The 12,662-nt window shown below is 73.8% G+C and carries 12 protein-coding genes and 1 pseudogene; 5 read left to right on the forward strand and 8 right to left on the reverse strand.

All coding sequences use genetic code 11. The annotated features are described in order from the left end of the window. Positions 1-423: pseudogene (locus HLB15_RS00005) on the forward strand (hypothetical protein); the annotation flags it as partial. A gap of 181 nt (positions 424-604) precedes the next feature. Continuing rightward, on the forward strand, positions 605-2,269 hold the full coding sequence (locus HLB15_RS00010; RefSeq protein ID WP_171102440.1) for a collagen-like domain-containing protein: 1,665 nt from the start codon (positions 605-607) through the stop codon (positions 2,267-2,269). Here the strand turns inward: HLB15_RS00010 and rlmC are convergent. The 6 genes from rlmC to HLB15_RS00040 form a co-directional block, all read right to left on the reverse strand. Next, positions 2,236-3,408: a 23S rRNA (uracil(747)-C(5))-methyltransferase RlmC gene (gene rlmC, locus HLB15_RS00015; protein WP_171102442.1), complete on the reverse strand. Its 1,173-nt coding sequence runs from the start codon at positions 3,406-3,408 to the stop codon at positions 2,236-2,238. The two genes, HLB15_RS00010 and rlmC, sit on opposite strands and share 34 nt — an antisense overlap. 25 nt (positions 3,409-3,433) lie before the next feature. Continuing rightward, a complete protein-coding gene (locus HLB15_RS00020) occupies positions 3,434-4,759 on the reverse strand; it encodes a M15 family metallopeptidase (protein ID WP_171102444.1) in 1,326 nt (441 codons plus the stop codon). 45 nt (positions 4,760-4,804) lie between these two features. Continuing rightward, positions 4,805-5,425, reverse strand: a complete 621-nt coding sequence (locus tag HLB15_RS00025) for a DinB family protein (protein ID WP_171102446.1) — start codon at positions 5,423-5,425, stop codon at positions 4,805-4,807. Between the two features lie 63 nt (positions 5,426-5,488). Next, positions 5,489-6,214, reverse strand: a complete 726-nt coding sequence (locus HLB15_RS00030; RefSeq protein WP_171102622.1) for a DUF2306 domain-containing protein — start codon at positions 6,212-6,214, stop codon at positions 5,489-5,491. Continuing rightward, on the reverse strand, positions 6,211-6,966 hold the full coding sequence (locus tag HLB15_RS00035) for an ABC transporter permease (RefSeq protein ID WP_171102448.1): 756 nt from the start codon (positions 6,964-6,966) through the stop codon (positions 6,211-6,213). Before HLB15_RS00035 ends, HLB15_RS00030 begins: the two co-directional genes overlap by 4 nt. After that, positions 6,963-7,931, reverse strand: coding sequence for an efflux ABC transporter ATPase subunit, DrrA-related (locus HLB15_RS00040; RefSeq protein WP_171102450.1), 969 nt, complete (start codon positions 7,929-7,931; stop codon positions 6,963-6,965). The genes HLB15_RS00035 and HLB15_RS00040 overlap by 4 nt, the downstream gene beginning before the upstream one ends. Positions 7,932-8,051: 120 nt before the next feature. Here HLB15_RS00040 and HLB15_RS00045 point away from each other — a divergent pair, with 120 nt between their 5' ends. Next, positions 8,052-8,882 (forward strand): TetR/AcrR family transcriptional regulator, encoded by an 831-nt coding sequence (locus HLB15_RS00045; protein ID WP_229784913.1) that lies wholly within the window; start codon positions 8,052-8,054, stop codon positions 8,880-8,882. Positions 8,883-9,007: 125 nt separating this feature from the next. Next, on the forward strand, positions 9,008-9,655 hold the full coding sequence (locus HLB15_RS00050) for a DNA-3-methyladenine glycosylase I (protein WP_171102454.1): 648 nt from the start codon (positions 9,008-9,010) through the stop codon (positions 9,653-9,655). A gap of 16 nt (positions 9,656-9,671) precedes the next feature. Here the strand turns inward: HLB15_RS00050 and HLB15_RS00055 are convergent, their stop codons facing one another. Together HLB15_RS00055 and HLB15_RS00060 are read right to left on the reverse strand one after the other, a co-directional pair. After that, entirely contained in the window at positions 9,672-10,544 is an 873-nt protein-coding gene (locus HLB15_RS00055; RefSeq protein WP_171102456.1) for an LLM class F420-dependent oxidoreductase, read from the reverse strand. A gap of 72 nt (positions 10,545-10,616) precedes the next feature. Beyond that, complete coding sequence (locus tag HLB15_RS00060; RefSeq protein WP_171102458.1) at positions 10,617-11,222, reverse strand: TetR/AcrR family transcriptional regulator; 606 nt, start codon at positions 11,220-11,222, stop codon at positions 10,617-10,619. Between the two features lie 160 nt (positions 11,223-11,382). Here HLB15_RS00060 and HLB15_RS00065 point away from each other — a divergent pair, with 160 nt between their 5' ends. Continuing rightward, positions 11,383-12,633, forward strand: coding sequence for a PIN domain-containing protein (locus tag HLB15_RS00065; RefSeq protein ID WP_171102460.1), 1,251 nt, complete (start codon positions 11,383-11,385; stop codon positions 12,631-12,633). The last annotated feature ends 29 nt before the right edge of the window (positions 12,634-12,662 follow it).

A 12,662-nucleotide genomic window follows, 5' to 3' on the forward strand; every position in this document is an offset into this window, starting at 1 on the left:
GGCGGCGGCGCGCCGACGACCGGGTCGGCCGTGCCTGCCCCTGTCGACGCCGAGCCCGAGCCGGCGACGCGCCCCGCACCGGGGCCCGACGGTGAGGACGAGGCGCCGGAGCCGGGTCGCCCCGCGCCCGGAGGCGACGCCGACCCCGGGAGCGACGAGCCGCCGGTCGTCGCCGAGCCCGAGGTGCCCGAGCCGCCGCAGACGCCGGAACCCCCCGCTCCGACACCCCCGTCCGAGCCGGAGGAGCCCGCGCCCCCGCAGACCCCCGGCGTGGGCACGGCACTGACCGGCCTGCTGGCGAGCCTCGGCCTCTCGGGGCTGCCGGGCATCGACCTGGTCGGCATGACCCTGGACCAGCTCTGGGCGCTGCTCTTCGGCACGGTCACACCTCCGCCGACCGTTCAGCCCCCGGCCGGTGGCTGATGGACGCGCGGGCCTCTGACCGGTCCCGCTCGTCGTCGTGCGCGCGCACGGATCACCCCGCCTCGTGCGCGGCGGACCGCACGTGGCTCTTCCCCTGGCGTCCCGTCTCTGCGAGCATGCACGCCCGGGGAGCTGCGCGCGCGGCGCGGACGGCCTCGGGTCGGAAGGGGGCGACGTGGCCGTGACCAGCACCGACCTGGCACAGTGGGCCGCGCACCGCCGTGCCGTCGTCGCGACGGTCGCCCGGAGGGTCCCGGGCGTCGACCCCGAGCTCGCGGCGAGCCGCGGCCTCGAGATGTTGTGCGCGGAGCTGCTCCGCGCGGGCTGCGTCGACGACCCCGTCGCGTTCTGGACCACCTCCGCGCTCGACGTCGCGGAGGCCATGGCGCACGACGACACGGCTCTCCCGGCGACGACGGACGAGCCACCCGTGCGGACGGTCGACCTCGAGGTGCTGGGCTCGGCGCTCGACCGGCTCTCGACCACCGAGCGGCAGCTCCTCTGGGACCACCACGTCTCGTCCCGGCCGGTCGACGCGATCGCCGACGACATCGGTCTCCTGCCCTACGCCGCGCGGCGTCGGCTGCGCCGCGCGGAGAACCGCCTCGCGAGCAGCGTGGCCGAGACGCACGCCGACGCCGCCGAAGGCGCGGAGTGCCGACGCACCCGGGCCTCGTTGCACGACTTCGTCCGCAACCGGCTCCTGCCCCACCGTCGGCAGGCGGTCGAGGACCACATGGTCCGGTGCGCGGGCTGTACCCGGGCCTTCGTCGACGTCCGGGAGTCGTACTGGATGCTGCGGGCCGTCGCGCCGGTGCTGCTGCTCGGGGCCGCCACCGCACCGAGCGGCGCCGGCGTCGCGGCGGGCGCGGGCGCCGCAGGAGGGGTCGCAGGCTGGCTCGCCTCGCTCGGGACGCGTGCGGCGGTCGTGCTGCGGAGTGCGTTCACCGACCCCACGACGCTCGCCGCGACCGTGGCCGGCGGGCTCGTCGTGTCGACCGCCGTGGGCACAGGGACCATCGCGGGGACGGTCGGCGTGCCCTCGTGGGAGCCGGGCACGGTGAGCGTCGAGGCAGCGGACCACCGGACGGCGGGCCGCACGCCCGACGCGCGTCAGGGCGCCGCGCCGCGCCCGGCGGGTGCCGGCCCGGCCGACCTGCCCGGGCAGACGGCGTTCGTCCCGCCCGGCCTGGCGAAGGCGGGACTCACGGCGCGCCGCTCGGACACGTCCGGCGGTGTGCCGCCCGGCCTGACCGCCACCGACGGTGTGCCGCCGGGCCTCACCGCCACGGACGGGGTGCCGCCGGGACAGGCGAAGGACGAGGGGCGGGACGACGCGGGCCAGGACGGCGGCGCCGTGCCTCCCGGGCTGGCGAAGAAGGACGGGGTGCCTCCCGGGCTGGCGAAGAAGGACGGGGTGCCGCCCGGGCTGGCGAAGAAGGACGGGGTGCCGCCGGGACAGGCCACGAAGGAGGCCGCTCCCCCCGGTCAGGCGAAGAAGGACGACCCGGGTCAGGGCGCGGCGGACAGGACCCCGCCCGGACAGGCGAAGAAGGACACGCCCCCAGGGCAGGGCACCACGGACAAGACCCCGCCCGGACAAGCGAAGAAGGACACACCCCCAGGGCAGGGCACCACGGACAAGACCCCGCCCGGACAAGCGAAGAAGGACACCTCGCCGGGGCACAGCGCCAAGGACAGCCCGCCCGGACAGGCGGCGAAGGACCGGTCCGGGTCGCACGACCCGCGCCGCGACCACCGCACGGACGGCCGCACCTGGCCAGGGCACGACCACCAGGGCCGTCCCGACGGTCACGACCGAGCGAGGAGGACCAGCACCTCGTAGTGCGAGGTCTGCGGGAACATGTCGAGCAGACGGCCGCGCACCGGCCGGAGGGTGGGCATGGCGGCGAGGTCCCGGGCGAGCGTCGTCGCGTTGCAGCTCGAGTACAGCACGTGCTCGATCCCGGACGACTCGAGCCAGCCGGCGAGCTCCGCGCCGATGCCGCGACGCGGCGGGTTCACGATCACCATCTCAGGCAGCTCGCGCGCGTCCGGTCCGACGGCGAACGCCGTGGCGTCACCGGCCGCGAACTCGACGTCACGGAACCGGTCGCCGTCGGCCCCCGCACGGAGCCGCTCGGCCGTGCCCGAGGCCGCCACCACGGCCTCGGCGCTGATCTCGATGCCGGTGACCGCGCGCCCGGGTGCCGCGCAGTGCAGCGCGAACCCGCCGACACCGCAGTACAGGTCCCAGAGGCTCGTCGGCCCCACCTCGTCGACCCAGGCCCTCGCCTGCCGGTACAGCTCGGTCGCGACGGCGGTGTTGGTCTGGAAGAAGCTCTGCGGCCGCAGGTCGAGCGTGATGTCGTCGATGCGCATCGGGAGCGTCGTCCGCTCCGTGAGAGGGATCTCGAGGTCACCCTCCAGGACGGCCGCGTGCGCAGGCTGGATGTTCACGGACGCGACGGCGAGGGCAGGCAGCTCGGCCTGCAGCCAGGGCAGGTGCTTGCGGATGCGCGTGACGGCCTCCTGGGAACGCAGCACGAACCGCACCATGAGCTCACCGTCGGGCGAGAGGGTGACGAGCAGGTACTTGAGCTCGCCACGCTGCTGGGCGCGTCTGCCGCGGCCGGAGACCTGGTAGGGCTCCAGGTTCGCGCGGGTGACGAACGCGGCCAGCGGGCCGAACGACGCCTCGAGCGCCGTGGGGTAGAGGCCGCAGTCGGTGAGGTCGACACCGCGCCCGGCCCCGTCGAGGATGCCGAGCACCGGTGCCGCGACCGTGCCGCTGACCACCATCTTGGCCTTGTTCCGGAAGCCGCTCTCCGCCCCGGTCACGGCGGGCAGCCAGGTCAGGCCTGTCGAGACGGGTTCGAGGAGCGCTGCGACGTGCCGCTCCTTGTCGAGCACCTGGGTGGGGTAGTCGATCTCCAGGAGGGTGCAGGAGTGGCAGCGGCCGGCGTCGTAGTGAGGGCACTGCACCGACCCATTATCCCGTGCGCCGCGGTCAGCCGACGAACTCGAAGTGCCAGGGCTCCTCACGACCGCCGCCCGCGCGTGCCCACTCCGGGTGCACCCAGCCCTGCGCCGGGCCGTGCGCGGCGAGCCACGCGAACTCGGGCTGCCCGAACCGGAAGCCGTCGTCCACCGGGACGTCGACGGCGACCGCCAGGCCGTGGTTCGAGGTGCCCGGTGCCGCGACCTGGCCCGCGCCGAACTCGTCGAGCGCCTGGAGCTGCCAGTCGAAGGGCCGGTAGCCGTACTCGACGCGCAGCGGCTTGCCGAACTCCTTCGCGAACGCCTGGTCCAGCGTCTTCCAGGCCTCGGCCGCGTCGCAGCGCAGGTACTGGTCCTGACCCTCTGGCCCGACCCCGACCTTGCACAGCGAGTCGATCGCGATCCGCCCGTTGGAGCCGTCCGCCACGGTCGCCCGCACGTCCCAGGCCCGCGCCTCGATGGTGCGGCGGGCCTGTTCCCTCCGGTCGACCAGCGCGTTCACGGCCGCGAGGTCGTCCGGGTCGGCCTGCGCGTCGAGCGCCGCCTGACCGTGCTTGCGCCACGTCGCCAGAGCCCCGCGCACCTCCTCGGGCGCGCCGAGGCCCTGCGACCAGTCGAGGGTGTACGCGGAGTCACGCACCGAGATGGCGAGCTGGTCGGTGACCGTGGTGAGGCGCTTCCGCGCGGTCTCGAGGTCGGCGGCACGGTCGGCGGCCTGCTCGGCCCGTGCCTGCTCGGCCCGACGCTCGTCCTGCCACGCCCGGTGGGAGGCCTCGACGTCCTCCCGCGCGGCGGCCAGGCCTGCGGCGGCGGAGCGCACCCCCTCCGCCCACTCGGTCGCCCGCGCCCGGAGGACCTCGGCGTCCTCCGGCGCCTCGAGTCCCGCCGTCCCGGGTTCCGGGACGGTCGGCGGCTGCTGCGCGCCGAGCTGCTCGGCCTCGTCGACATGGCGAGCGAGCGCCGTCCGGAGCGCGTCGTCGACCACCTTGCCCTGCGTGGCCCCGAGCACCTCCTCCGCCGCGGCGACCTCGTCGGCCAGGCCCTCCTGGGCGGCGCGCCCCTCGTCGACGACCTGCACGACCTCGGCCCGCGCCGCGGCGAGCCGGTCGAGCTCCCTGCCGTCACCGAGTCGGACCAGGGCGAACACGATGCTGCCGACGAGCGCGACGGCGGCGACGACCAGGAACACGAGGAGCGGCCGCATGCTCCCGCCCTCAGCGGGCCGGGGAATCGTGCTCGACGCCACCGCGACCTGCGGCGACATGTCCCGTTCGTGCCCGGAGGGCGGTGCGTCGGTCGGTCCGGACGGTGCGCTCGGCTCGTGGTCGATGGCCATGGGCGCAGTGTGGCGAATACCCCGATCGCGCGCTACCCGCAGGCGTCAGTCCCCGGCCCGCTCGGCGAGCGCCTTGAGCTTCTCGACGTACGCGGCCTGCCCGCCGTCCCCGAGGTCGGGGATGTTGGTGTTGTCGGCGTACAGCCCCACCGACTCGTCGGTGAGCTCGCGCAGGATGTCGGCGTGGCCGGCGTGCCGTGCCACCTCGTCGTTGACGTGCACGAGGATGCGGAACAGCGTGACCTCGCGCGAGCGCCACCACGGCACGCGGCCGACGGCGGTCAGCGGGAGCGTATCGATCGTCTCGTCGCAGAAGGCCCAGGCCCGACGGTAGAGGTCGACGACCGACGCGACCGACTCCTCGGCGGTCGCGTACCAGTCGGCCTGCGGGTCCTCGCGCCAGAGATCCTCCGACACGAGCTGGTCCGGGTGGGGCCACTCCCGCCCGAAGCAGGCCCCGAAGTAGCCGATCTCGATGTTCGCGCAGTGCTTCACGATGCCGAGCAGGTTGGTGCCCGACGGCACGAGCGGCCATCGTGCCTGCTTCTCCGTGAGGCCCTCGACCTTCCACACGAGGGCCTCACGGGTCTCCTGGAGGTACTGCTTGAGGATCTGCTTCTGCTCAGCCTCTGCGGTGGGCGCGGCGTCGTTCGTCGTCGATGTCATGCGGACCAGTGTGTCCTGGGCCACTGACATCCCCCACGGGTTTTCCACAGGCCGCGGGGCTCGTCAGCGCCGGTGGGCGGGCCCCGGCTTCCTGCGGTGCAGCCACCACTCCGCGAGGAGCAGGTTCACGACCCACGACACCCAGGCCGAGGCCACGGCAGCCCCTTCGATCCGGGGGTCGCCGAACGCCACGTCTCCGTCGGTCAGCGCGCCGGGCACGTAGACGAGGATGAGCACCGGCCCCCAGAACCGGTTGGTCACGATCGAGAAGGCCAGGGCGGCGCTGCGGACCATCCACTCGCGATGGTCCGCGAAGCGCCGCTGCCGCACCGCCCGGAACCCGAGCAGCGTGCAGGCGAGCAGCAGGACCGCGAGGAACGTGTTCGCCACCTGCTGGCCCGCTCCCCCGCTGGGGAACTGGGCAGTGACCAGCGCGGCGACCCCGGTCACCAGCGCCGCCGCCACGTAGGTCCGCCCGCTCCACCGGTGCACGCGGGGGTGGCGGGCCCGCAACCACGGCCACAGCTGCAGCACCCCGGCCGTGAGCATGACCGAGCCTGCGAAGATGTGCGTCACGAGCGCGGGGTAGAACGCCGGGCCACGGTCCGTCGGCACGAGGGACAGCGCCGGATCGAGTCCGACGTACCGGGGCAGCGCCGTCACGAGGAACACCGCGGTGACCAGCGCGAGCGGCGCGATCCAGGGACGGCGCCACCAGCGCACCGGCCGGGCGGCACGGGCCGCGGGCGCCGGGGCGGTGGGCGACGGTGCGGTGCCCGCGGCCGTCATCGGCACGCCCGGAAGGCCAGGCCCGCCGCCACGGCGGACGCGACACCGAGCCCGAGACACCACGCGAGCGCGAGGGCGACGACGTCGCCCGGCACGGTCCCGCCCGCGAGCAGCGCCCGCACGGTCTCGATCACGGGGGTCACGGGCTGGTGCTCCGCGAACCCGCGCAACCAGGTCGGCAGCGTCTCCACCGGGACGAACGCGCTGGACACGTACGGCAGGAACATCACGCCGAACGTGAACCCGCCTGCGGCGTCGGGCGACCGGACGAGCACGCCCACCAGCGCCGCGAGCCAGGTGATCCAGCCGACGAACAGGAGGATCACCCCGACCGCGGCGAGCCACTCGAGCGCGGTCGCCTCGGGACGGAAGCCCATGAGGATCGACACACCGAACACGATCGCGGTCGAGACGAGGTTCTTCACCAGGCTCGCGACCACGTGCCCGGTGAGCACCGTCCAGGCGGCGACGGGCATCGACCGGAGCCGCTCCACCATGCCGCCGGACATGTCGCGCTCGACCGCGAGCGCCGTGTTGGCGGCGCCGAACCCCGCGGCCAGCAGGATGACGCCCGGCGTCACGTAGGTGATGTACCCCGTGCCGGTGTCGAGGGCACCGCCGAACACGAGCACGAACAGGAGCAGGATGACGACGGGCAGCACGACCGCCGTGATCATCGCGTCGAGGTCGCGCCGGACGAGGCGCAGGCCGCGCACGGACAGGGTGGTCACGTCCCGGAGCACCGCGGTCATGCCGCCACCTCCGCCCTCGCCGGCCGCTCCGCGGCGCCGGACTCACCCGTGAGCGCGAGGAACACGTCGTCGAGCGTGGGCGCCCGCACGGCCCAGTGCTCCGGCACGACGCCGGTGTCCTCGACCGTGGTGAGCACGGACCGCACGTGCGCGACGGACCCGTCGGTCGGCACGCGGACGCGGGTGCCGTCGACGGAGACCGGTCCGAGCGCACGGGCGACGCGCGCGGCGTCGGCGGCCGAGGCGAGGTCGAGCTCGACGCCCGCCTCGCCCACCTCGCGCTTGAGCCGCGCGGGTGCGCCCTCTGCGACCACGCGCCCGCCGTCGACGAGCGCGACGCGCTGGGCGAGCCGGTCGGCCTCCTCGAGGTACTGGGTGGTGAGCAGGACGCTCGTGCCGCCCGCGACGACGTCGCGGACGACGTCCCAGAGCGCCTGCCGTGAGCGGGGGTCGAGACCGGTGGTCGGCTCGTCGAGGTACATGACGCGCGGGCGCGTGAGCAGGCCCGCCGCGAGGTCGAGGCGCCGTCGCATGCCTCCCGACCAGGTGCCGACGCGGCGGCCCGCGGCGGCGGTGAGGTCGAAGGCGGCGAGCAGCTCCTCCACGCGGTCACGGATCGCGCGCCGCGGCAGGTGCGCGAGGTGGCCCATCATCGCGAGGTTCTCGGCACCGGTGAGCTTGTCGTCGACGGCGACCTGCTGTCCGGTGAGGCTGATCAGCTCGCGGACGCGGCGGGCGTCGGCGACGACGTCGAGACCCGCGACGGTCGCCCGGCCGGCGTCGGGCCGCAGGAGCGTGGACAGGATGCGGACGGTGGTGGTCTTGCCCGCGCCGTTGGGCCCGAGCAGCGCGAGGACGGTGCCCTCGTCGACCTCCAGGTCGAGCCCGTCCAGCACGGGCGTGGGCGGTGCGCCCCGCCGGGCGAAGGACTTGCGCAGCCCTTCCGCCGTGACGATCGCGGTCATCGGAGATCCCTTCGCAGGTCTTAGTTTATGGCGTACACGCATTAGTGTGGAGCGTAAACAGTTTATGGTCAAGAGAGTTTCGGCCGTGCGGCCGGCCTCGACTCGGGCAGGATGGGACCGATGAGCACCGACACGACGCCAGAGCAGCCGGAGCTGCCCCCCGCCGTGCGGCGCCTGTGGGGCATCGACACGCCCCGGCGCCGTGGGCCGAAGCCTGCGCTGTCGACGACGCAGATCGTGCGCGCGGCGATGGAGCTGGCCGATGCCGAGGGCCTGCCCGCCGTCTCGATGGCCCGGGTCGCCGAGACCCTGGGCTACACCCCCATGGCCCTGTACCGCCACGTGGCCAACAAGGAGGAGCTGCTGCTCCTCATGGTCGACGCCGTCGCCGCCGACGCACCCGAGATCCCCGACGGGGCCGGCTGGCGCGAGGGGCTCCAGCTGTGGACGCGGGCCCAGATCGACATGGGGATCCGGCGGCCCTGGATGCTGGAGCTGCCGCTGTCGTCGGCGCCGCCCGGTCCGCACCGGGTGCGCTGGATGGAGCAGGCGTTCAAGGCCATGCGCACGCTCGACCTGCCGGCCGACGAGAAGCTGGCCGTGATCGGCCTGCTCGCGCAGCACGTGCTCGGGGAGGCGCGCGTGCAGGTCGAGTCCCGGCGCGCGGCGGTGCAGCAGGTGCTGCGTGACTCCGGCCTGCCCGCCTCCACACCGGAGGCGGAGCTCGACCCGGCGGCCGTCGAGGCCGCCAACCCCTGGGCCGCCCTCGAGGCGCTGCTCGTGCGGTACGCGGGCCCGGGCGGCTACCCGCACCTGTTCGCCGCTTTCTCGACCTGGGACGCCGCGGCCCCGACCGCCCCCGACGACGAGGTCGGCTTCGGCATCGAGATCCTCCTCGACGGCGTCGAGGCCTACCTCCGGCGACGCGGGGCGCTGCCGGACGAGGGCTGACGCGGCCCCCGGGTCGCGTCCCGGGTGCCCGGGACCGTGACCACAGGTCGCGGATTCCGGACGTCGTACACAGCCCGCCGACCGGCACGCGCCGGGGTGTCGGTGGCGTGCGTCAGAGTGGTCCCGTGACCAACGAACCACACACCGTTCCTTCGCCGCGGCCTGCCGCGGCCGCGCGCTGCTTCGGCGACGGCGACCCGCTCTACGAGACGTACCACGACACCGAGTGGGGCGTGCCCGTGCACGGCGAGTCCGCCCTGCTCGAGCGGATCGCGCTCGAGGGCTTCCAGTCGGGCCTGTCCTGGATCACCGTGCTGCGCAAACGGCCCGCGTTCCGTGAGGTCTTCGCTGGGTTCGAGCCCGAGAGGGTCGCCGCGTTCGGGCCCGACGACGTCGAGCGGCTGCTCACCGACAGCCGCATCATCCGCAACCGCATGAAGATCGAGGCGACGATCGCCAACGCGCGTGCCGTCGTGGCGCTGCACGACGCGGGACGCACGCTCGACGAGCTGTTCTGGTCGTTCGCGCCCGACCCGGCGGGACGCGCACGGGCCACCACGTTCACCGAGGTGCCCGCCACCACCATCGAGTCGACGGCGCTGAGCAAGGCCCTCAAGAAGGAGGGGTTCCGGTTCGTCGGCCCCACCACGGCGTACGCGGCGATGCAGGCCTGCGGGCTGGTGGACGACCACCTGGCCGGCTGCCCCGTCGTGCTGGGCCGCGCCGTGGCGGGCGAGCCCACGGGTCGGTCGGCGGGTCGGTCGGCAGGGTAGGCGGCGGGGCGGGTCGTCACAGTTCCGCGCACGGCTCCACGACCGGCAGCACGGCGTCACGCACCCACGCGGCCGGCGAGGTGGCGGGCGGCCGCAGGATCACGGTGTCGACGCCCTGACCCGAGAAGCCGCGCATCTCGTCGACGAAGGCGGCGGTGTCGCCGGGGCCGATCGGGGTGCCCCGGTGCAGCATCGTCACGCGGATCTCGGAGAAGTCCCTGCCGACGTCGTCACAGTGCCGGCGCAGCACGTCCAGGAGGTGGCGCAGGTGGTCAGGGTTCTCGGCGAACAGGTTGCACGCGTCGGCGTACTGCGCCACGAGGCGCAGGGTCCGCTTCTCGCCCGAGCCACCGATCATGATCTCCGGCCTGGACAGCGGCAGCGGCGAGCAGAGCGTCTCGGCGAGCCGGAAGTGCGTGCCCTCGAAGGGGCCGTCGTTCTCCGGGTCGTACATCTGCCGCGCGATGAGGACGCTCTCCTCGAGCATCTCGAAGCGTTCCTTGAGCGGCGGGAAGGGGACGCCGAGCGCAGCGTGCTCCCTGTCGTACCAGGCGGCGCCGATGCCGTAGGTGGCGCGGCCGCCGGAGAGCACGTCGAGGGACGCGACGATCTTCGCGAGCAGCCCCGGGTACCGGTAGGTCACGCCCGTGACCAGCGCGCCGAGCTGCACCTTCTCGGTCACACCCGCGAGGTAGCCGAGCGTGGTGTAGGCCTCGAGCATCGGGTCGGAGGCAGGGAACCCCTGGTGCACCATCTGGAAGTAGTGGTCCATCACGGAGATCCAGGCGACGCCGCCCTCGTCGGCGTACCGCGCGGCGTCGGCCAGCCCGGTGCGCATGTCGGCGGGGTCCATCGAGTCGAAACGCATGAGGTGGGTACCGATCCGCATGACTCGATCCTCCTCCGCCCTGGCCCGGCGTCAACCGCAGCGGCGCGCCGGTGGACGGTGCGGCGGACGAGATCAGGAGCTCGTGAGAGTACGCCCTAGCACCCGGGACACGATCCACGTGATCTCGTCGGCGGTCTCGCGCGGCGTCGCCGACGGCTGCATGACGTGGCTCAGGGCGGTCCGCACCACGACGTCGATCACGGCAGCCACCCGGTCCGGCTCCAGGTCGAGCCCGTACCGGTCCACCCGGTCCGCGATGACCACCTTGACCGTGCCGAGCAGCGACTCCGCGTGCGTCGTGAGCAGCGGCAGCAGCTCGGTGTCCGCCCCGTGCGTCGCCGAGACGATCGCCCGCAGCAGGGCGTTGTCCTGCGCGATCTCGAGCGTGCGCTCGAGGGCCGCGCGGATCCCGGCCAGCAGATCGTCGGGGTGCGCGTCGAAGCCCTCGACGATCGAGAACACGAACCCGGCCGACTCCGTGAGCACCATCGCCTCCGCGAGGTCCTCGCGGCTGCCGACGGCGTTGTAGACCGTCTGCCTGCTCACCCCTGCCTCGGCCGCGAGGCGGCCCATCGTGACCTTCGACCAGCCGTGCGCGCACGTCAGGCGCACCGCGGCCGCGATGATCCGGCTGCGGCTGGAGATCGGGTCCTCAGGCCCCCCGTTGACCTCGGCCATGCCCTGATAGTAAGGAACGAGCCGTCAGAAGTCCGGGCGAAACGGCCCCTGCCGACACCGTTTCACCCGCTCGCCGTTTTCTGCATGCGGAGCGCTCGTGCGCTGCCGGCCCGTCCTGTTCGTCCGATGCCACGGGACGAGACCCCCTAGAGTGGCTGGCATGGACCTCGAGGAACGCCTGGCAGTCTTCATCGACTACGAGAACCTGGCGCTGGGCGCCAGGGAGCACCTGGGCGGGATGCAGTTCGACTTCGGTCCGATCGCCGACGCGCTCGCCGTCCGCGGCCGCGTCGTGGCGCGCCGCGCCTACGCGGACTGGTCGTACTTCGACGAGGACCGGCGCATGCTCACCCGGCACCAGGTCGAGCTCATCGAGATGACGCAGCGCATGGGCGCCTCCCGTAAGAACGCCGCCGACATCAAGATGGTGGTCGACGCCATCGAGATGGCCTTCGAGCGCGACTACATCTCGACGTTCGTCATGTGCACGGGCGACAGCGACTTCTCCCCCCTCGTCCACAAGCTGCGCGAGCTCAACAAGCGCGTGATCGGCGTCGGCGTCGAGAAGTCGACGTCCCGCCTGCTGCCCGCCGCGTGCGACGAGTTCCTGTTCTACGACCGCCTCGAGGGCGTCGAGGTGCCCGAGGAGGACCAGGGCGCCCCGAAGCGCACGTCCCGGACGCGCAAGAGCACCCCGGCGAGGACCCCGGCGCGGCGGAAGCCCGCGGAGCCCGAGACGACCGCGGAGCCCGAGACGCCCGCTGCCACGGAACCCACCGAGACCGCGGAGCCTGCCGAGACGACCGAGACCGCACCCGCCCGGTCGGGCGGCCGCCGCCGGAAGAAGGCCGAGCCCGCTCCGGCGCCCGTCGACCTGGTGCCCGAGGCCGAGGCCGACGTCGTCGGGACCGGCGCGGACGAGACGCCGGACGAGGCCGACGACGACGTGCCCATGGAGGTGCGCGTGGCGCAGACCCTGGCCGACCTGCAGTCGTCCACCAGCGGCGCCGTTACGGCCTCCGCGCTCAAGCGCACGCTGCTGCGCAAGGACCCGACGTTCAGCGAGTCCGACTACGGCTTCCGCACGTTCGGCGAGTTCCTGCGGTTCCTCGCGGACCGCGGCTTCGTCGAGCTCGCCACGGGCCCGTCGGCCGGAGACCCCGAGGTCTCGCTGCCCGAGCAGGGCGACACCGACGCCGCGTTCACGCTGCTGCGCGCAGTGGTGCAGGAGCAGAACGGCTCGGCCGCCCTGTCGGGACTGAAGAACGCGATCCGCAAGAAGCGTCCCGACTTCTCCGAGAAGGCCCTCGGCTTCCGCGGGTTCCTCCAGTTCGCCAAGGCGGCGGAGGCAGCGGGCTCGGTCGCCCTCGCCTGGGACGACGACGCCGACGACTACCTCGTCACCGCCTGAGCCGGCCGCGGCCCCCGCGACCTGGGCTC

The organism is Promicromonospora citrea (assembly GCF_013004695.1).
GTDB lineage: Bacteria > Actinomycetota > Actinomycetes > Actinomycetales > Cellulomonadaceae > Promicromonospora > Promicromonospora citrea.

What these genes read in the sequence shown, in the direction of transcription:
- HLB15_RS00020 (WP_171102444.1), bottom strand. Translation starts at nt 4,759, where the DNA reads ATGGCCATCGACCACGAGCCGAGCGCACCGTCCGGACCGACCGACGCA.
- HLB15_RS00025 (WP_171102446.1), bottom strand. Translation starts at nt 5,425, where the DNA reads ATGACATCGACGACGAACGACGCCGCGCCCACCGCAGAGGCTGAGCAG.
- HLB15_RS00030 (WP_171102622.1), bottom strand. Translation starts at nt 6,214, where the DNA reads ATGACGGCCGCGGGCACCGCACCGTCGCCCACCGCCCCGGCGCCCGCG.
- HLB15_RS00035 (WP_171102448.1), bottom strand. Translation starts at nt 6,966, where the DNA reads ATGACCGCGGTGCTCCGGGACGTGACCACCCTGTCCGTGCGCGGCCTG.
- HLB15_RS00040 (WP_171102450.1), bottom strand. Translation starts at nt 7,931, where the DNA reads ATGACCGCGATCGTCACGGCGGAAGGGCTGCGCAAGTCCTTCGCCCGG.
- HLB15_RS00045 (WP_229784913.1), top strand. Translation starts at nt 8,052, where the DNA reads ATGAGCACCGACACGACGCCAGAGCAGCCGGAGCTGCCCCCCGCCGTG.
- HLB15_RS00055 (WP_171102456.1), bottom strand. Translation starts at nt 10,544, where the DNA reads ATGCGGATCGGTACCCACCTCATGCGTTTCGACTCGATGGACCCCGCC.
- HLB15_RS00060 (WP_171102458.1), bottom strand. Translation starts at nt 11,222, where the DNA reads ATGGCCGAGGTCAACGGGGGGCCTGAGGACCCGATCTCCAGCCGCAGC.
- HLB15_RS00065 (WP_171102460.1), top strand. Translation starts at nt 11,383, where the DNA reads ATGGACCTCGAGGAACGCCTGGCAGTCTTCATCGACTACGAGAACCTG.